The organism is Halococcus salifodinae DSM 8989, from assembly GCF_000336935.1.
Classification (GTDB): domain Archaea; phylum Halobacteriota; class Halobacteria; order Halobacteriales; family Halococcaceae; genus Halococcus; species Halococcus salifodinae.
Genome location: NZ_AOME01000074.1, coordinates 41,574 through 60,477 on the forward strand (window position 1 = coordinate 41,574; position 18,904 = coordinate 60,477).

Consider the following 18,904-nt stretch of genomic DNA (forward strand, 5'->3'; position numbering starts at 1 on the left):
GCAGTGTACCGAGTTCGAACTCCGTGAGCACGGCCTCATCACGAAAACCGAGAACGGGGACGAAACCGGCTTTTCCCGTTGGGGAGTTTCGCCTACGTCGGGCAAACCCAACGGCGGGGCGACCAGCAAGCGATTGTCAAACAGCGAGGCGACCGACAGTCGACTCCCCAGCAGTCCACTCGACCGCAAACCAGCCAGCAGCACCGCCAGCAGTAGTTCGATTCTGAAGGCTAAGGAGCGTTCGACCGCTCAGGCAGATCCGTCGATAGCCAGTTCGTCGAGGAGCGTCTCGGCGGCCGCGGCCGACGAGCCGGGACCGCGGGCGGTGACGAGATCGCCGTCGACGGTGACGCTCGTGTCGGCGTCGAGTTCGGCGTCCCAGTTTGCGCCCGCCGCGCGGACTTCGTCCTCGACCCAGTAGGGGAGCTTCCGCCCGTCGGGCATTCTGTCGTGCTCGTCGACGATACCCTCCTCCCATTCGTTCGGGAAGCCGGTGACGTTTCGACCGTCGACGATCCGCTCGCCACCCTCGTCCCACGTGAACGCGAGGATGCCGATGGCGTGACAGACCACGAGCGCCGTGCCATCGTCGCCGGCGACCGTCTCGGCTAGCAGCGTGCGGGCGTGGCGGTCCTGGTTGATATCCCACTCGGTGCCGTGACCGCCGGGGAACACCACCGTATCGTAGTCGTCGGCGTCGGCGGTGGCGACCGGGATCGGATCGTTGAGTCGATCGTCGTTCTCGTGGACGTCCATGACGTGTTCGGCGGTCTCCTCGCCGACCTCGTCGGGGTCGACCGATCGCTCGTCGATTTCCGGTGGAGCGCCGCTCGGCGTGGCCACGGTGACGTCGACGCCTGCATCCGAGAGGCTGGTGAGCGGCTCGATACATTCCTCGCCCCAGTAGCCCTCCTCGCTGACGACGAACAGTGCAGTTGCCATCAGCCTAGATACGGCCACGTAATCAAAAAGACTCCCGGATACCGGAAAAACGCCAGCCATTCGTGTGACTCATTGGTCACCGAGAGAATATTCCCACGACAAATAACCCCATCATCCGCATCCACAAGAACAATAAGGGTCAATATCTGTTAAAGGTACGTATGTCACAGGGCCCCGCACGACGTGGTGACGAGAAACACAAACGAATCGATCGACGCAGTTGGCTCAAGGCGATCGGTGTCGCTGGTGCTGCCGGACTGGCCGGCTGTAGTGGCGGTAGTAACGGTAGCGGCGGTGGCAACGGCACCGACCAATCCGGTGGTGGCAACGGATCGAACGGCAGTCAGCCCTCCAACGCGACGAACGGCTCGGCGCTCGGCGGCGGGAACGAGTCCGGCAACCAGAGCGGCGGAACCTCCAGCGGTGGTGTCCCCGAGGTTGGCGGGACGTACAGCACGGTCGTGTCCTCCTCGCCGGAGACGCTGAACCCACTGTACAACACGGAAGACGGTGCTGGCGACCTGATCGGCTACGCGCTCGATTATCCGTACGGCTTCAAACCGGGCACGGAGTACTTCCAACAGCTGTACGACATGACGACGGACAAGGGGAACGTGTGGGTCGCGAAACTCCGTGAGAACCTCGAGTTCGGTGGCGACTACGGCGAGGTCACCGCGGAGGACTTCGTCTATCAGGTCACTCAGCTCCACCAGAGCGAGTGGGCCGCGACCGCGGACGCCTCGTCGTGGCCGAGCGAGGTCAACGTCGAGGCGACGGGCGACTACGAGTTCCAGATCGAACTCCCGAACCCGAACGCGCTGTATCCCGAGACGTACGACCCGCTGCTGTACCCCATCCCGAAGGAGTTGATGCAGCCCTACGTCGAGGAGCAGAACGCCGACGGACTCCGGAAAGAGCAGGAGCTTCTCGGGCTAGGGTTCGCCGGGAACATGGGGGCGTACACCCTTGACAGCCGGAACCGTTCGAGCAGCCTCACCTTCAAACGAAACGAGAACTACTATCTCCGGGATGCCGAAGGCGTGCCCGAGCAGTTCAGCAAGGCACCGTACTTCGACACGCTCGAAGTTCAGATCGTCCAAGAAGAGCAGTCCCGACTCGCCGCGCTCGAAGCCGGTGAGACCGACTCGGCGGCAGTGCCGCCGAACCGGGTCTCGAAGTTCCGCAACCTCGAACGGACCGACGTCTACGTCATCCCGCAGCCGTACAACGAGGTCTGCGTGTACAACATGCGCGACAACGGCTGGAACGCGGGGCCGGGCAACCTCTTCCGGAAGAAGAAGTTCCGGCAGGGTCTCGGCTGTGCCGTCAACAAACAGCGCCTCGTCAAGGGCGTTTTCCGTGGGTTCGCCGATGTCGAGTACACGTGGCAGCCCCAGTGGTCGAAGTGGTACCCCGACGACACGAGCAACATCATGGAGTTCGGGACGGGCGATCTGTACGGCCCGGAGGCAACCCAGAGTCGCATCAAGGAAGCCATCTCGGACACGGACTACGGCTACAGCGGCGGAATGTTGAAGAACCCGAGCGGCGAGACGGTGAACCTCACCCTCTATCACAGCGCCGGCCAGCCCACCGAGCGGTCGATGGCCGACTTCATCGCCCAGGAGTTCAAGCAGAACGCCGGCATCAACGTCAGCGTTTCGGCGATCCAGGGTGCCCAGTTCTCGCGGGAGTACTGGCAACAGCAGATCCCGGACAACCCCGACCAGTACGAGTGGAGTGCGGGGGCGAACAACGCGGGGCCGCGCGAAGTCACGAGCGCCAACCCGTGGGACATGTCGGTGGTCTTCGGTCTCAACACCTATCCGCTCAACCCCACCACCGCGAACGTGTTCTTCCAGAAGGACTCGGCGTACAACCCGTACGGCTACTACCCCTCTTGGAACGCCAGCGAACTGTTCGAACAGGCCAGCAGCGCGACGAGCGAGGAGGAACTCCAGCCTATCTTCAACGAGATCTTCGCGAAGATCTCCGAGGACCAGCCGATGGGGATGCTCGCGTTCCCCGCGGCCACGACCGGCTACGCGACGGGAATCGACGGCCCACAGGAGAACTTCTTCAGCGGCTGGGACTTCTCGACGTGGCACCGCAACGGCTGACGTAGCGACCCCGATCGCAGACTCCCACTCGACGATCTTTCAATCAATGTACGAGACACCCTCACTATGGGACTAGGATGGTATATCACACGCCGGGTCGGCTGGTCTTTCATCGTCACGTTCATCATCGTCTCGATAACGTGGGCGCTGTTGGCCGCCGCACCCAACCCCGAGATCGCTCAGGCAGCGACTCAGGTCGCGCTTCAGGGCGGCGATCCGGCGGCAGCACAGGAGGCTGCGGAGCGAGCACGCCAGCTCCGCGGACTCGATGCCCCACTCTACCAGCGCTACATCGACTACGTCACCAGCGTCTACACCCTCGATTGGGGCTGGTCGGAAACCCGGAGTCAGCCGGTGATCCAGGCGATCCTCGGGGCGCTGTACTACACGGCACAGTACTCGATCCCGTGGACGCTGCTGGTGATCGTCATCGGCCCGATCGTGGGGCTGTACTCCTCGGCCAACCAGTACAGCTGGAAGGATCACCTGGCGACGGGCTTTGCCTTCTTCGGGTACGCGATTCCGAACTTCTTCTTCGGGATCATCCTCCTGCTGATCTTCGGCGTCGAACTCGGGTGGATCCCGGTGATATACAACACCGGCGTGCCGGTGTTCAGCCTCGAGAACGCCAGACAGCTCGCGATACCCGTGTTCGTGCTGGTGACCGGCTCCATCGGCGGGATCATGCGCATCTCGCGCAACGAGTCGGCCGCGTTCATGAACGCGGACTTCGTGAAGACTGCGAACGCGAAGGGCGTTTCGAAGCTCAGGATCTACGCGCGACACGTCCTCCGGCCGACGATGGTGCCGCTGTCGACGACGATGGTCAGCCAGCTGTTGGCGCTGTTCACCGGGTCGTCGTTGCTCGTCGAGATCGTCTTCGGGATCCCCGGGATCGGTCGGCTGAGCTACCGTGCACTCATCGCACAGGACACGAGCGTCGTGCTGGGGTTCGTGTTGTTCTTCACGTTCGTTGCCACGATCGCGAACCTCGTTCAAGACCTCACATACACCGTGCTCGACCCACGGATCGACTTCGATGATCGATAATGGCTACTGACGAACCTTCACAACGATTCGACTCGGTGGACTGGAACGACGTCGCCGGCGGGAGCAGCCGCGCGTTCTCGGCGAACTTCAAGGGCGTCGCTGCCGTCCTCGGCGCGATCTTCGCGCTGATCCTGTACGACCTGTTCGTCGTGCCGGGCGACACCCCGACGTTCGCGGCGATCGGCTGGAACTACGACGTCACCGGCCTCGACTGGCTGTTCGCGATCTCGATCGTCCTGTTCGGGTTCTACGGCGTGTTGCCGCTGTACCAGAACGCCCGGATGACGCGGTACTACTGGCAACAGTTCCGGAAAAATCGTCCCGCGGTTCTCAGCCTCGTCTTCCTCGCTGCTGTCTTCGTCGGCGGGCTTCTCGGACCGCTGTTCATCTCGGCACCGGAGGTCCAACTGTTCACGAAGTATCAGCCACCGGTCGGCTTCGAGATCAGCCGTCAGTACGTCATCAACTGCGCCGGCCCGATCGTCGACGGTGCGTGTCAGGGGACGTGGCAGTACCCGCTAGGCACTACCCAGAACGGCCGTGACATCTTCAAGATGATCGTCTACGGGATGCAGATCACGATGAAGATCGCGTTCATCGCCACGCTGATGGTCTTGACCATCGGCACCGCGGTCGGGACCACCGCCGCGTACATGGGCGGCCTCGTCGACGAGGTGTTGATGCGATACGTCGACATCCAGCAGTCGTTCCCGACGTTCATCCTCTACTTGCTCATCCTCTACATCTTCGGCGGGAGTCTGACTCTCTTCATCCTCCTGTTCGGGCTGTTCGCGTGGGAAGGAACTGCGCGGTACGTGCGGAGCAACGCGCTCGCGAAGAGCCAGGAGGAGTACATCAAGGCGGTCCAGCTCAGCGGCGCGAGCACCTATCAGGTCATCCGCCGCCACATTATCCCGAACACCGCGAGCAGCTGGATCACGGACCTCACGCTACTGATTCCGGGATTCTTGTTGTTTGAGGCCCAGCTCGCCTTCCTCGGCCTCGGCGATTCGACGGTCCCCTCGTGGGGCCAGCTGATCGCCGCCGGACGCGGTGATCTCTCTTTTGCGCCGTGGATCACCCTGATGCCCGGCTTCGTGCTGTTCTTCACCATTCTCGCCTTCAACTTCCTTGGCGACGCCGTGCTCGACGCGATCGACCCAGAAACCCAGGCGGAGGCTGAAAGATGACAACGGACACACCACTCCTCTCGATCGAGAACCTCACCACGACCTTCGAGACCGACGCCGGACTCCTCACCGCCGTCGACGGGATCAGTTTCGACGTCAACCGCGGCGAGACGGTCTGTATCGTCGGCGAGAGTGGGTCTGGAAAGACCGTCGCGAGCGAATCGATCACGCGCCTGATCCCGTCGCCGCCCGGTACGGTCGACGGCACGGTCCGGTTCGAGGGCCGCGACATCGCGTCGATGAGCGAGTCCGAACTCCGGGAGATCCGGGGGCAGAACATCGCCCACATCTTCCAGAACCCACAGGATGCGCTGAATCACTGCTACACCGTGGGGTGGCAGATCACCGAGGCGGTGCAGGTCCACGAGAACGTCTCCAGCGAGGCGGCCCGCGAGCGCGCGGTCGATCTGCTCAACCGGGTCGGCGTCGCCAACGCGGCCGCCCGGCTCGACGACTACCCCCACGAGTTCTCGGGCGGCCAGAAACAGCGCGTCATGATCGCGATGGCGCTAGTCACGAACCCCGACCTGCTCATCGCCGACGAGCCAACGACGGCGCTCGACGTGACCGTGCAGGCCCAGATCCTCCGGCTGCTCGACGATCTCCAAGAAGAGTTCGGGATGAGCGTCCTCTTTGTCACCCACGACCTCGGGGTCGTGGCCGAGATCGCGGACCGAGTCGTCGTGATGTACGCGGGGAAAGTGATGGAGCGCGGCGACGTCTACGAGATCTTCGAGTCGCCCTCGCATCCGTACACCCGCGCCTTGATGGACTGTCTCCCCGGCGGGGACCGCGCCGCGGGCGGGATCGAGGGCACGCTACCGAACCCGACCGATCCGCCCGACGGCTGCCGGTTCGCACCCCGGTGTGAGTACGCCGTCGACGAGTGTACACAGGGTGATCAGCCAGAGGAGGCGGAGCTTTCGGCGAGTCACAGCGTCTCGTGTGTGTACTACTACGGCGGGCGCGACGCGTCGGTGATCACGGGCGAGGACGACGATGGCGGCTGGTCGAACTCGCCAGGAGGGTTGGCGGATGACTGACCCGCTGCTCTCGGTCCGCAACCTGAAGAAACACTACCCGATCAAGGAAGGCGTCCTCTCGCAGCAGGTCGGGGCCGCCCGCGCCGTCGACGGGATCAGTTTCGACATCGGACAGGGCGAGACGCTCGGGCTGGTCGGCGAGTCCGGCTGTGGGAAGTCGACCGCCGCGTCGTCGATCATCCGGCTGGAGGAGCCGACCAGCGGTGAGGTGCTGTTCAACGGCGAGGGATACGACGACAGCCGGACTTCCGGGGACGAGCCTGCGACGAACGACGTCACGGAGTTCGACGACAGGCAGCTCAAGGCGTTTCGCCGGGACGCCCAGATGATCTTCCAGGACCCGTCGTCGAGTTTCGATCCGCGACAGACCATCGGGGCGTCGATCGCCGAACTCCTCGAAGTCCACGGGATGACCGACAAACAGCGCCGCCGGGCGATCGTCGGAAATCTGCTCGAAGACGTCGGCCTCTCGGCGGACGACTACGATCGCTACCCCCACGAGTTCTCGGGCGGTCAGAAACAGCGCATCGCGCTCGCGCGGGCGCTGGTGCTCAACCCCGATCTCATGATCGCCGACGAGCCGGTGAGCGCGCTCGACGTCTCCATTCGGGCGGAGATCCTCTCGCTGGTCAACGACCTCCAGGAGAAGTACGGTCTCTCGGTGCTGTTCATCAGTCACGATCTCTCGGTCATTCGGGACGTCTGTGACCGGGTTGCGGTGATGTATCTCGGCGAGATCGTCGAGATCGCGTCGACCGAGGAGATCTTCGCGGACCCCCAACACCCCTACACCGAGGCGTTGCTCTCGGCGATCCCGACCCCGGACCCCCGGAACACCCGCGAGGACATCGAACTGAAAGGGAAGGTACCGAGTCCGACCGATCCGCCCGACGGCTGTCGGTTCCACACGCGGTGTCACCGGGTGATACAGCCCGACGAGTACGATCTCGAACAGTCACACTGGCGGGCGCTGTTGACGTTCCGGGATCGCGTCGTCGAGGGTAGCGTCGACGTCGCGAAGACGCGACGCGCGCTCGACACCGACAGCGACGGCGAGGATACGGTCTCCGACGCGAAGCTCGAACGCGAACTCCGGACGGAGTTCGACCTCCCCGAGACGCTCTCGGATCGGTCGGCCGAGGACACGCTCGCCGAGGCGCTCGATCGGCTCGTCGCGGGCGACCGCGATCGGGCGGGCGAGCTGCTCTCGACGTTCACCACGCCCTGTGAGGAATCGAAACCCGAACTGACCGACCGCGGGACGAACCACCAGGCCTCGTGTTTCCTCACCGAGAACGAGGCACCGTTGCAGGACGTCGCGGACCTCCGGGCCGACTGACGATCACCGCCGGCGGTTCGTCGAACTCCTTCGACCGAACGAGGGGTCCGCCGTCGCTGCTCGAAAACGAGAGACCGGCATCGATCGATCCCGTACGATCGGGGCCTCAGCCGTCGCCGTGGGGATCGGTGATGACGACTTCCTGATCCTCGACGTCGACGTTGATCAGGGTCTTCACGTCGTACGGACTGTCGTCGAGTTCGTTGCCGCCGCCTTCTTTCTTGATGACTGCGACGACGTCGACGATCTCCGCGCCGATCTCCTCCAGCGCGCCGGTGATCCCGCGGAGCGTCCCCCCAGTAGAAAGCACGTCGTCGAGCAGGAGGACCCGATCGCCCGCGTCGACGTCGTTGACGTACATTTCGTTTTCGGAGTAGCCCGTGACCTGCGAGAGCGCGACCTCACCATCCAGCCCGTACTGGCGCTTGCGGACCACCACGAGCGGGATGTCGGTCATCAGCGAGGTCGCCGTGGAGATGTGGATGCCCATCGCGGCGGGTGTCACGATCTTGTCGACGTCTTCGAGCGCGGCCTTCCGGATGATCTTGATGACGATCTCGCGCAGGAGTTCGGGTTCGAGCATCGGGACGCCGTCACTGATCGGATGGACGAAGTAGTGATACCCTTCCTTCTCGATGATCGGCGCGTCGAGCAGCGAGTCCCGAAGCTGATTCATGCTGCCGATACACCGACTCGTCGGTAAAACTTGACGGTCGTCGGTCGTGCGCCACGCTCGCTAACCCATCGGTAGTATCGACGCCTGGCCCCATCGAGAGATGGGTTTTTACCGCCCGCTCGTCAACCCTCGATCATATGGCCACGACGCCACGCGAGCGGTTCCGACAGAACGCCACGGGGATCGCCTCGACGGTGGTGACGGGGGTCTGGCTCGCGGCCATGCTCACCGGTCAGGGCTGGTGGCTCGCGGCGCTGCTGTTCGGTTACATCGTCGTCGTCCCGGTCGTCTCGATGCTGTTCGGCGACGACGAGGACTGGGAGGAACACGCCGACGAGGACTGGACGGACGAGGAGTACTGGGAGGACAGCTGGACCGGTGGTGGCTGGACGGCCGACGAATCGTCCAGTGACCCACCGGAGACCGACAACCAAGACGCCCTCGAAACGCTCAGAAACCGCTACGCCCGCGGCGAGCTCACCGACGAACAGTTCGAGCGAAAAGTCGAGCGACTCCTCGATACCGAGTCCATCGAAACCGTCGAGGATCAGTATCGCGAACGCGAGCGATTGCGGGAGTAGTGCAGACGATCGGTTCGGCCCTCCTTGGTTCGCCAGCTGTCCGTTATCGCCGCCGAAAAATGGGAATTGCACCGCGTCGTTCAGCTCACTCCAGATGAGGGAAGCGAGAACGGCTTAGTTAGGAGTTTTGGTTGTTGCCGCCGCCACTCACATCGGTGCTGAAGAGCGTCGCCGAGTTACCCTCATCGTCATCGTAAACAACGCTCACAGATTCGCTGGGACTCAGACCAGTCGCAATCTGAGCACCAGCCGTGATTTCATCGCCGCCCACAGCGTCCTGTCGAGTGCCGTCCACGACAGTGTAGATATTTGCGCCGTTTAGCGTGTCTCCTCCGCCCATCGTTATCGTACCACTATCATAGGTGAAGGTGGCTTGTGGTGCATCCTGCTGATTCCCGAAAACGCCAGTGGCGAACGCGCCCACCACGGCGGCGAGGATGACGACCACAGCGATCATCAGGACGACACCGATGACTGGGCTGACTGCACGTGAATCCGATCGAAGTTCGTTGATTCGTTCTCTCATTTTGGTTTCGCTCACCCACCAGCCACGGACTCGGCGGCTCTCGACGCGTTCCAACCGTTCGGCTGCTGCCGCCGCCGGAGTTCGTTTCGCGCTGGTGTGGGCCACGAGTTGCGCAATATCCTATATAATATTTCGCCCGGTGGTTGGAGATATCATTGTCGGGCTACGTCGCTCGTCGACACACTCGCTCGATCCGAGTGATCCATCTCGATGAGGCGTATGTCACGAACGATCCGGTGAGGACGGATTTGAGAACGATTAAGTCTCGCCGTTGGCTGATTCGAGGTGTGTCTCTCGCGACGCTCGCCGCGCTCCCCGTGGCCCCGACGGTCGGCCAACTCGGAATCGGCAGCGTCGCCCAAGCTGGCTCCGAGCCGGTGGCTGCGGTGCTGTTCGCCGCACTCGGACTGCCCTTTCTCGGCGCGCTGGTCGTCCTCCCGCTGTATCGCGTGCTCGGCGAACGCGTCGCGTACGTCGCGGCCGCGGTCGCGCTCGCCTCGTTCGGCCTCGTTGCGAGTCAGTACGGTGCGGAGGGGACGGTTTCAGTTCCGTGGATACCCACCTTCGACGTCTCGCTCACGCTGTATCTCGACGGGCTCTCGCTGCTGATCGCGCTGCTCGCCAGCGGGATCGGGGTGCTGATCTTCACCTACTCCGGGAGCTACATGCACGACGAACCCGGGCAGGCGCGCTACTACGCCACCCTGCTCGCGTTCATGGGCTCGATGCTCGGAGTCGCGCTCGCGTCCGATCTCATCTCGCTGTTCGTCTTCTGGGAGCTCACCAGCATCACCTCGTTCGGCCTGATCGGCCACTACCGCGATGACGCGAGTTCGCTGTACGCCGCCCGGAAGTCGATGCTGATCACCGTCTCGGGTGGACTGTTCATGCTCGTCGGCTTCCTCCTCCTCAACTACGTCTCCGGCGAGGCGCTCACGAACGCGACGTTCACCCTCGTCGGCACGCCCGACTCGCTGATCGCGAACGCCGATGCGATCCGCGCCGCGCTCCGCGAGACAGGACTGTTCGTGCCCGTGCTCGGACTGATCGCGATCGGCGCGGCCGCCAAATCCGCACAGGTTCCATTCCACCTCTGGCTCCCGAACGCGATGGAGGCCCCGACGCCCGTCTCGGCGTTCCTCCACTCCGCCACGATGGTCAAGGCCGGCGTCTACCTCATCGGCCGGGTCAGACCGCTGCTCGTCGGCGAGGAGTGGATGCTGCTCTTTGGCACTCTGGGTCTCGTCACGATGACCGTCACGGCGCTGCTCGCCGTCGGCGCGAGCGACATCAAGGAACTCCTCGCGTACTCGACGGCCTCCCACCTCGGACTCATCACCGCGGGCTTCGGCTTCGCCAACCAGCTCGGCGCGGAAACAGGTGTATTCCACATCCTGAATCACGCGCTGTTCAAGGCGACCCTCTTTCTCGTCGCAGGGATCGTCGCCCACGAGGCTGGCACCAGAGCGATCGACGAACTCGGCGGCCTCCGCCACGACCTCCCGATCACCGCCGTCATCACGGCGATCGCGGCGCTCGGAATGGCCGGCCTCCCGCCGTTCAACGGCTTTTACTCCAAGGAACTCCTGTTCGAGGCGGCCTACGAGGTCGCCCACACGGACGGCGGACTCATGTGGCTGTACCCGATCGTCGCAGTAGTAGGAAGCGTCTTCACCTTCCTCTACTCCATTCGGTTCCTCTGGCTGTTCATGGGAGAAAAACCCGCCGGGCTCGGCGAGGTCCACTCCCCGCCCGCTCTGCTGGTCGCGCCGCCGGCCGTGCTCGCGGCGCTCGCCGCGGTCGTCGGGATCGATCCCCAGCTCGCCGTCGATACGATCGTCCAGTCGGCGTTCGAGGGCACGGTCGCCGGTGAGGCCCACACGATGAGCGTCCACCTCCCGACCGAACTCAAACCCGCAGTCGTGATGAGCGCGATCACGATCGCCGTCGGTATCGCGGCGTCGCCGTTTTACGACCGCATCCGCGATGGCGTCCGGTGGCTGAGTCGCGGCCCGCTCTCGGCGAACTGGTACTACGACGGCGCGGTCGACGGTCTCGAACACGCGAGCGCGCTTTCGCTCCCGCGAGTCCAGACCGGCTACTTCCGGACGTACGCGATCTGGACGCTCGCCGCGACCAGCCTGCTCGCGCTCGGTGGCTATCTTGCGGCGGGCGTCTCGCTGCCCCCCTTTACTGGGCTCTCCATCGCGCTCCCGGTCGTGATCGTGCTCGCGGTGGCGGTCATCGGCGCGGCCGCGGTCGGCGTCGCTCCCTCCCACGTCGCGGGCGTGCTCACGCTCTCGGTGCTCGGATTCATGATCGCGCTGTTTTACGTGCTCTCGAACGCACCCGATCTCGCACTCACCCAGCTGGCCGTCGAGACCCTCGTGCTGGTGCTCTTCCTCCTCGTGCTCGACAAACTCCCCGCGTTCTACGGCGACCTGAACCGGTCACGGGCGATCCGTGACGGCGTCCTCGCGACCGGGGTCGGCGCGACGGTGTTCACGACGGTGCTGGTGGCGACCGCCGCGAGTCCGAACGACGTGATCGCGGAGTTCTTGATCGAGCGCGCGCCGGTGCCGAAAGAACACGGTCCTCTCATCACGGAGTTCGGCGGCGGCGGGAACATCGTCAACGTCATTCTGGTGGACTTCCGAGCGTTCGACACGATGGGCGAGATTGCGGTCGTGGCGATGGCGGCGCTGTCGGTACTCACGCTGATCGCCATGCGCGGCCGGGGGGAGTCGTCGTGAGCGCCCCCGACGCCGACACCACGGTGATCGCCAAGACCGTCACCAGAGTGGTGTTCCCGCTCATCCTGCTGACCGCGATCGCGCTCCTGTTCCGGGGCCACAACCTTCCGGGAGGTGGGTTCATCGCGGGCGTGCTCACGGCGGCGGCGTTCGCGCTGCTGTACGTGATCTACGGGCTGGACTTCGTGGAGACCGAACTCCTCGATCGCGGTGGCACACCCACGACCGCCGCTGGACCCACGATCGTCTCCGACTACCGGCTCGCCTTTGCGGCCGGGCTCGGACTCGCGATTACGGGCGGTCTCGCCGCCATCGCGCTCGGCCAGCCGTTCCTCACCCAGGCCGTAGTCTTCCTCCACGATCTTCCGCTCTACAAGGAGCTGGAGGTCGCGAGCGCGTTCGTCTTCGATCTCGGGGTGTATCTCGTGGTCGTCGGCGCACTCCTCACGATCCTCGCGGTGGTGGGTGCGGAATGACGCAGTTCGTGCTCGCGGGCGTGCTCGGTCTCCTGTTCACGGTCGGGACCTTTCTCGTCCTCCGACGAGACATCGTCAGGGTCGTCTGGGGCGTGACCATCATCGCCCAATCCGCGAACGTCTACCTGGTCACGATGGGTGGGCTTTCTGGTACCGTGCCGATCGTCGGTCACGGACCGCCAGCGAACCCCGGCAGCGTCACCGACCCGCTGGTGCAGGCACTCGTGCTGACCGCTATCGTCATCGGCTTTGGCACTACTGCGTTCGCGCTCGTGCTCACCTACCGGGTGTACGAGGAACACGGCACGATCGACCTCGACGAGCTCGGCGAGACGGGAGGCGAGGTCTGAATGGCCGCCCAGGTCGTTATCGCGCCGCTGCTGGTCGCGCTCGTGACTGCCGTCCTGACCCTCCTGCTCCGTCGGTTCTCGCGCGCCCAGCGTGCGGTGAGCCTCGCAGGTGCGCTCGGCTACGCGGCGAGCGTGGCGCTGCTCGTCGCGGCCGTCGCCGACCAGTCGATCCTCGTCTACCAGCTCTCGGGATGGCGCGCACCGTTCGGCATCACCCTCGTGGCCGACGCGCTCTCGGTGTTCATGCTCGGGCTCACGGCGGTCGTCTCGCTCGCCGCGGCCGTCTTCTCCGCCGGATACATGAGCGAGTACGGCCAGCAGCTCTCCTATCACGCGCTGTACCACCTGCTGGTGGTCGGTGTCACCGGCTCGTTCCTCACAGGTGATATTTTCAACCTGTTCGTCTGGTTCGAGGTCATGCTGCTGTCGAGTTACGTGCTCGTCGTCTTCTACTCGGGGCCGGAACACACCCGTGCGGCGCTCCAGTACACCGTACTGAATCTGATCGGAAGCGCGGTGATGCTGCTCGCGATCGGCGGGCTCTACTCGACGACCGGCACGCTCAACATGGCCGACATGGCCCGCCGGCTCGCCAACCCCGCGGAGTTCGGCATCGACCCGGTTCCCGTCCTGGGGATCGCCGCCATTCTGTTCGCGGTGTTCGCGCTCAAGGCCGGGATCGTCCCCTTCCAGTTCTGGGTACCCGCTGCCTACCGCGCCGCGCCCGCTCCGGTGTCGGCGATGCTCGCTGGTGTCACCAAGAAAGTCGGCATCTACGCGATCATCCGGCTCTACTTCACCGTCTTCGCGGCCGCGAGCCTCCCGGCCGGCCTCTCGCTGCCCGGGTTCGGCGGCGACTCCTTCCTCGCCTTCTTCGGCCCGATCATGTTCGTGATGGCCGCGGCGAGTATCGTCCTCGGCGGTGTGGGGGCAGTGAGTCGAGTGGACCTGGACGGCGTGCTCGCGTACTCCAGCATCGGTCAGATCGGGTTCGTCGTGCTCCCGCTCGCGATCGCCGCGACAGTACCGGAGGTGCGCGAGCTCGGGATCGCGGCGGCGCTGATCTACGCGCTCAATCACGGCCTCGCCAAATCGATGCTGTTCCTCGCGAGCGGCACAGTACGAGAGGCCGTCGGCTCGGTCCGATTCGAGTATCTCGGTGGACTCGCGCGCCGCACACCGATCCTCTCGATCGGCTTCTTCGTCGGCGCGCTCGCACTGGTCGGGATCCCGCCGCTGTCGGGCTTTTTCGGCAAACTGCTCGTCTTCCAGACTGCCGCCGACGCCGGGGCCGTGGGTGGGCAGGGAGCGACGATCGCGCTCGCTCTCGCATTGGGTGGCGCGATCCTCACAGTCGCGTACTTCTCTCGTGCATGGAACGAGGGATTCTGGGGCACCCAGTCCGAGGCCGTTCGGACGGCGACGTACTCGCCGACTCTCGTGGCGGTCGTGATCGCACTCGCAGCGGCGCTCGTGATCGTCGGTATCGGCTTCGATCCCGTACTGCGTGCGGCCAACGCCGCCGCGTCGGCGGCGGTGGATCGAGGCACGTACGTCGATAGCGTGCTCCCGGAGGTGTCGCCATGAGACGGTGGCCGGCACTCGGTGTCGTGCTCGCGGTGCTTTGGCTGTTCGTCCGTGGGATCGAGCTCACTCCCGTGCTGATCGCCGAGGAGTTCCTGATCGGGCTCGCCATCGGCCTCCCGATCGCGTTCGTCTTCCGGCGGTTCTACGCGACCGAGTTCGCGCTCGCGGGGACGCTCCGGATCGTTCCGTACGTCGGGCTCTACCTCGCGGTGTTCGCGAAAGAGCTGATCGTGGCGAACGTCGACGTCGTCTACCGGGTGCTCTCGCCGTCGATGCCGATCGAGCCCGACGTGGTCGCGGTCCCCCTCCGAGTCGAATCCGACGTCGCGATCACCACGATCGCCAATTCGATCACCCTGACACCCGGAACGCTCACGATGGATTACGACGACGCAACCAACACACTCTACGTTCACGGTATCACTGGTCGGAATCGGAAGGGCGTCCTCGCCCCGATCCGAACGTGGGAGGATTACGCGCTCGTGATCTTCGACGAGGACGCGAGTCCCGACGACACGCCGCCCGCTCCACGGGGTGATCTCGGTGGCGACTGATATCCCTGTGTTCCTCGATCTCGCGATCACGATCGGGCTCGTGATCGCGAGCGGCGTCACCCTGCTGGCGGGCTACCGGGTGATCCGCGGGCCGACCACGCCCGATCGGGTAGTGGGGCTCGACGCCATCGGGACCAACGTCGTCGCGGTCGCGGTCCTGTTCGCGCTCCAGACCGGCCGTGGCTTCTTCATCGACGTGGGCCTCGTGCTCGCCATCATCGGGTTCATCAGCACGGTTGCGGTCGCCCGCTACGTCACCGACGGAGACATCATCGAATGAACACGATCCACGCACTCATCGTCACGGTACTCATCGCTATCGGCAGCGGATTCTTGCTCGTCGGCACGATCGGACTGCTCCGATTTCCCGACGTCTACAACCGGATGCACGCCACCAGCAAGGCCACCACGCTCGGCGCGGCCTCGCTGTTTCTGGCGGGGGCGGTCTACTTCGGGCCACAGGAAGTCGGCGGTGCCGGACTGACCTCGCTGGTGGGGATCGTCTTCCTCTTCCTTACTGTGCCGACCGGCGCACACGTCATCTCCCAGGCCGCAGAACGCATGGGCGTCGCGTTTCACGGCGACGCGTCGTGGCCGGACGACCCGCCGGACCGCGAGCAGTGATCGCAACCGTATTGTGCGAGAGCGGTGACGCGTTCGGATACCGGCCGGCGATCCGTCGGCCCGACCCCCGCTCCCTGTAATCACTCATGTCCACCGAGTCCTCCCGATCGACGCTCGCCGTCGGTTTCCGCGATCGCCTCGCCACTGTCGCGGCCCGTCCGGGACTGGTCGTCGCCGCGATCACCGTCCTCGCGCTCGCTGTCCGGCTGTTCGCGCTCGGCGCGCGGGCCGCCCATCAGGACGAGGCCCGGGTGGCGTTCTGGGCGTACCGCTACATGGAGTCGGGCGTCTACTGGTATCGCCCGATCGTCCACGGCCCGTTTCTGACGATCGTCGACAGCTACGTGTTCTCCATTTTCGGGGCTTCTGACTTCACGATGCGGTTGGTTGTCGCCGTCGTTGGCGGTCTGCTCCCGCTTGCGGCGCTACTCTTTCGCCATCGACTTCGGAATGGCGAAACGATCGCGCTGGGCCTCGTGCTCGCCGCGAACCCCATTCTGCTCTACTACTCGCGGTTCTATCGGAACGATCTGCTGCTTGCGGGGTTCATGCTCGTCGCGTTCGGGTTTTTCGTCCGCGCGTACGACCACCGCCGGCCGGCGTTCCTCTATCTCGGAACTGCCGCGTTCGCGCTCGCGTTCACCACCAAAGAGAACGCTCTGCTCTACCCGGTCACGTGGCTCGGTGCGACCGCGTTACTCTTCGATCGTCGGGTGCTCGTCGGCCGGATGGACAGTTGGGGACTCCGACGATCGGTCGTCGGGCGGGCACGACAGGTCGGGGGCGCGCTCCGGTACTGGGGACTCCATTTCGCGCTCGCGGTCGTGGAGTTCTTCGCCATCTTCGTGTTCTTCTACGCGCCGCGTGGCGAGGCGGCCGGCGCGGACCCGACGCTCGGCGCGACGCTCGCCGATCCGACGCTGCTGCCTGCGCTGGTCGGCGAGTCGGTCCTCGGGTCGTGGAACGCCTTTCTCGGCCAGTGGGGCAGCGGCAACCAGGAATCGTATCTCTCGACTGCGGGCCAGTTGTGGTCGGTGCTCCTTGCGGGTGCGCTGGTCCTGCTTGCGCTCGCGGTCGTGGGATTCCTCGTGGATCGCTACACCGGCGAGCAGCCCCGTGACGTCGTGGCGTTCGCGGCGTACTGGGGCGTCGCCAGCGCGATCGGCTATCCGATCGCCGTCGACAACCCGTTCCCGTGGGAGGTGATCCACGTCGTCGTGCCGCTTGCAATCCCGGCGGCGGTCGGGTTCGCCCTGATCGGCCGCGTTGGCCTCGAAAGCGTCGACGAGGGCGACACCCTCGCCGCGGTCGCCGCAGCGGTCGTCGTGATCGCGCTCGTCGGTCAGGTCGGCGTGACCGCCTACGACACCTCGTTCGCCGAACCACAGAGTCCGGACAACGAACTCGTCCAGTACGCCCAGCCCGCGAGCGAGATGAAGCCGCTGCTCGGCGAGATTCGCGAAACCGTTACGGAAAACGACGGTACCGACGTGCTCTACTACGGCGACGATCCCGACTTCGACGGCGACGAACTCTACGCGCCGAACCCCGCCTCCCACGACACGCCGATCGCTGGGAACGGGTGGTTCGAGCGCCTGCCCTTCGCGTGGTATCTCGAAGCTTACGGCGCGGAAACGAACAGTACGGCCGACGCAGCGGCGGTCCAGCGAGCGGTGGCGAGCGGCGACCGACCCCCGGTCGTGATCGCGTTCGATCGGGTGCCGTCCTGTGAAAAGGAGTACGACGACGCCACCGACATCGATCGATTCCTCGAAGGGTACGAACGCCACGAAGTCGATCGATTCCTCTACGACAGTGGCTGTACCATCAGCAGCGTCGCGGTCTACGTCGACGAAGACCGAAACTCGACGGCGTAACTCCGTGATTAGCCTCTCGGAGCGGCTTTCAGTCGAGTTCGTCAGCCAGTTCTTCGGTGACGCGCGCACCGAGCCCGGATTTGTTGCTAGCGTACTCGCTCGTCTCGTCCTCGCGGACCACGAGCGCGCGGGTGTCGGTCTCGCCCATCACGCTCGCGTCGTTGGCGACGACGAACGCGAGCCCCGCACGTGACTGGATCTCGCGTGCGGCAGCGATCATCGCCTCGTCGTCGCCGCTCGTCTCGGTTTTGAATCCGACGATCGGGAGGTCGGGGTGGGCGTCCCGAACCGTGTCGATCAGTTTCGGGGTCGGTTCGAGTTTGAGCGTCAGCCCGTCCTGACCGGATCGAATTTTCTCGTCGCTTCCCTCGACGGTGTAATCACCGATCGCCGCCACCGAAACGAGCGCGTCAGCCCCCGCGACGGACTCCTCGACTGCCGCCACCATCTCCGCGGCGCTCTCGACGCGCTTGACCGTCGCGTAGGGAACGTCACCGCCGTCGTGGACGAGCGTGACGTCCGCACCGCGAGTGTAGCACGCCCGCGCGACCGCCCGGCCGGTCTTCCCCGACGAGCGGTTGGTCAACACCCGCACCGGATCGATCGCCTCGGATGTGGGCCCACTCGTGACCACCACGTGCCGGCCGGCGAGCGGCGTCTCGCCGGTGGCGCGCGCGGCTCCGAGGACGATCGCCTCCTCGGTCGCGATCTTCGCCTTTCCCTCCTCGATCCGGGGCGAGACGAATTCGACGCCCCACGACTCGACCCGCTCGATCGCGTCGAGAACGCCGGGATGGTCGTACATCGGCTCGTGCATCGCGGGTGCGACGACCACCGGGACGTCCGCCCCGAGTGCGGTCGTCGCACACGTCGTGACGGGCGTGTCGTCGATCGCTGCCGCGATCTTCCCGACGGTGTTCGCGGTCGCGGGCGCGAGCAAGAGGACATCGGCCCAGCCCTCGCGGCCGCAGAGCGCGACGTGCTCCACCGATCCCGTGATCTCGGTCACGACGGGCTGGTCGGTGGCGAACTCCACGGCCCAGGGATGGACGATCCCCTGGGCACTCTCGGTCATCACGCCACGGACTGCGGCTCCCTGGCGACGGAGTTCGTGAGCGAGCTCGACGGTCTTGACCGCCGCGATCGATCCCGTGATCCCGAGCGCGACGTTCACTCCGCGCAACATCCTCTGAGCATGGGTTGTCTCGCGGTTTAA

Annotated in this window: 18 protein-coding genes; 14 read left to right on the forward strand and 4 right to left on the reverse strand. The window is 65.0% G+C overall.

Annotated elements, in window-relative coordinates:
- Window positions 1–249: 249 nt before the first annotated feature.
- A complete protein-coding gene (locus C450_RS14945; RefSeq protein WP_005044793.1) occupies window positions 250–942 on the reverse strand; it encodes a type 1 glutamine amidotransferase domain-containing protein in 693 nt (230 codons plus the stop codon).
- Window positions 943–1,103: 161 nt separating this feature from the next.
- Here C450_RS14945 and C450_RS14950 point away from each other — a divergent pair, with 161 nt between their 5' ends.
- From C450_RS14950 to C450_RS14970, 5 genes are all read left to right on the forward strand, one after another.
- Window positions 1,104–3,062: an ABC transporter substrate-binding protein gene (locus tag C450_RS14950; RefSeq protein ID WP_005044795.1), complete on the forward strand. Its 1,959-nt coding sequence runs from the start codon at window positions 1,104–1,106 to the stop codon at window positions 3,060–3,062.
- A gap of 66 nt (window positions 3,063–3,128) precedes the next feature.
- Window positions 3,129–4,112, forward strand: coding sequence for an ABC transporter permease (locus C450_RS14955; RefSeq protein WP_005044797.1), 984 nt, complete (start codon window positions 3,129–3,131; stop codon window positions 4,110–4,112).
- Complete coding sequence (locus C450_RS14960) at window positions 4,112–5,302, forward strand: ABC transporter permease (RefSeq protein ID WP_005044798.1); 1,191 nt, start codon at window positions 4,112–4,114, stop codon at window positions 5,300–5,302. Before C450_RS14955 ends, C450_RS14960 begins: the two co-directional genes overlap by 1 nt.
- Window positions 5,299–6,345, forward strand: a complete 1,047-nt coding sequence (locus tag C450_RS14965) for an ABC transporter ATP-binding protein (protein WP_005044799.1) — start codon at window positions 5,299–5,301, stop codon at window positions 6,343–6,345. The genes C450_RS14960 and C450_RS14965 overlap by 4 nt, the downstream gene beginning before the upstream one ends.
- Entirely contained in the window at window positions 6,338–7,684 is a 1,347-nt protein-coding gene (locus C450_RS14970; protein WP_005044801.1) for an ABC transporter ATP-binding protein, read from the forward strand. The genes C450_RS14965 and C450_RS14970 overlap by 8 nt, the downstream gene beginning before the upstream one ends.
- Before the next feature lie 106 nt (window positions 7,685–7,790).
- Here C450_RS14970 and hpt read toward each other — a convergent pair whose 3' ends face one another.
- Window positions 7,791–8,360: a hypoxanthine/guanine phosphoribosyltransferase gene (hpt, locus tag C450_RS14975; RefSeq protein WP_005044803.1), complete on the reverse strand. Its 570-nt coding sequence runs from the start codon at window positions 8,358–8,360 to the stop codon at window positions 7,791–7,793.
- Window positions 8,361–8,497: 137 nt separating this feature from the next.
- On the opposite strand from hpt, the gene C450_RS14980 reads away from it, so the two are divergent.
- Window positions 8,498–8,941 (forward strand): SHOCT domain-containing protein, encoded by a 444-nt coding sequence (locus C450_RS14980; RefSeq protein ID WP_005044805.1) that lies wholly within the window; start codon window positions 8,498–8,500, stop codon window positions 8,939–8,941.
- A 118-nt stretch (window positions 8,942–9,059) separates the two neighbouring features.
- Here C450_RS14980 and C450_RS14985 read toward each other — a convergent pair whose 3' ends face one another.
- The gene (locus C450_RS14985) at window positions 9,060–9,482 is read right to left on the reverse strand and encodes a type IV pilin N-terminal domain-containing protein (protein WP_241430411.1); all 423 of its coding nucleotides are present in this window, start codon (window positions 9,480–9,482) and stop codon (window positions 9,060–9,062) included.
- A gap of 302 nt (window positions 9,483–9,784) precedes the next feature.
- Between C450_RS14985 and mbhE the strand changes: the two genes are divergently transcribed.
- From mbhE to C450_RS15025, 8 genes are all read left to right on the forward strand, one after another.
- Window positions 9,785–12,220, forward strand: a complete 2,436-nt coding sequence (mbhE, locus tag C450_RS14990; protein WP_049910288.1) for a hydrogen gas-evolving membrane-bound hydrogenase subunit E — start codon at window positions 9,785–9,787, stop codon at window positions 12,218–12,220.
- Entirely contained in the window at window positions 12,217–12,696 is a 480-nt protein-coding gene (locus C450_RS14995; RefSeq protein WP_005044811.1) for an MnhB domain-containing protein, read from the forward strand. Before mbhE ends, C450_RS14995 begins: the two co-directional genes overlap by 4 nt.
- Window positions 12,693–13,046: a sodium:proton antiporter gene (locus tag C450_RS15000; protein WP_005044813.1), complete on the forward strand. Its 354-nt coding sequence runs from the start codon at window positions 12,693–12,695 to the stop codon at window positions 13,044–13,046. Before C450_RS14995 ends, C450_RS15000 begins: the two co-directional genes overlap by 4 nt.
- A complete protein-coding gene (locus C450_RS15005; RefSeq protein WP_005044815.1) occupies window positions 13,047–14,633 on the forward strand; it encodes a Na+/H+ antiporter subunit D in 1,587 nt (528 codons plus the stop codon).
- Window positions 14,630–15,187, forward strand: coding sequence for a Na+/H+ antiporter subunit E (locus C450_RS15010; RefSeq protein ID WP_005044816.1), 558 nt, complete (start codon window positions 14,630–14,632; stop codon window positions 15,185–15,187). Before C450_RS15005 ends, C450_RS15010 begins: the two co-directional genes overlap by 4 nt.
- Window positions 15,177–15,467 carry a monovalent cation/H+ antiporter complex subunit F gene (locus tag C450_RS15015; RefSeq protein WP_394324913.1) on the forward strand — a complete coding sequence of 97 codons (291 nt, stop codon included), beginning with the start codon at window positions 15,177–15,179 and terminating at the stop codon, window positions 15,465–15,467. Before C450_RS15010 ends, C450_RS15015 begins: the two co-directional genes overlap by 11 nt.
- On the forward strand, window positions 15,464–15,811 hold the full coding sequence (gene mnhG, locus C450_RS15020; RefSeq protein WP_005044820.1) for a monovalent cation/H(+) antiporter subunit G: 348 nt from the start codon (window positions 15,464–15,466) through the stop codon (window positions 15,809–15,811). Before C450_RS15015 ends, mnhG begins: the two co-directional genes overlap by 4 nt.
- Window positions 15,812–15,897: 86 nt before the next feature.
- Window positions 15,898–17,688 (forward strand): flippase activity-associated protein Agl23, encoded by a 1,791-nt coding sequence (locus C450_RS15025; RefSeq protein ID WP_005044823.1) that lies wholly within the window; start codon window positions 15,898–15,900, stop codon window positions 17,686–17,688.
- A gap of 28 nt (window positions 17,689–17,716) precedes the next feature.
- Here the strand turns inward: C450_RS15025 and coaBC are convergent, their stop codons facing one another.
- Complete coding sequence (gene coaBC / locus C450_RS15030) at window positions 17,717–18,874, reverse strand: bifunctional phosphopantothenoylcysteine decarboxylase/phosphopantothenate--cysteine ligase CoaBC (RefSeq protein WP_005044826.1); 1,158 nt, start codon at window positions 18,872–18,874, stop codon at window positions 17,717–17,719.
- Window positions 18,875–18,904 lie beyond the last annotated feature (30 nt).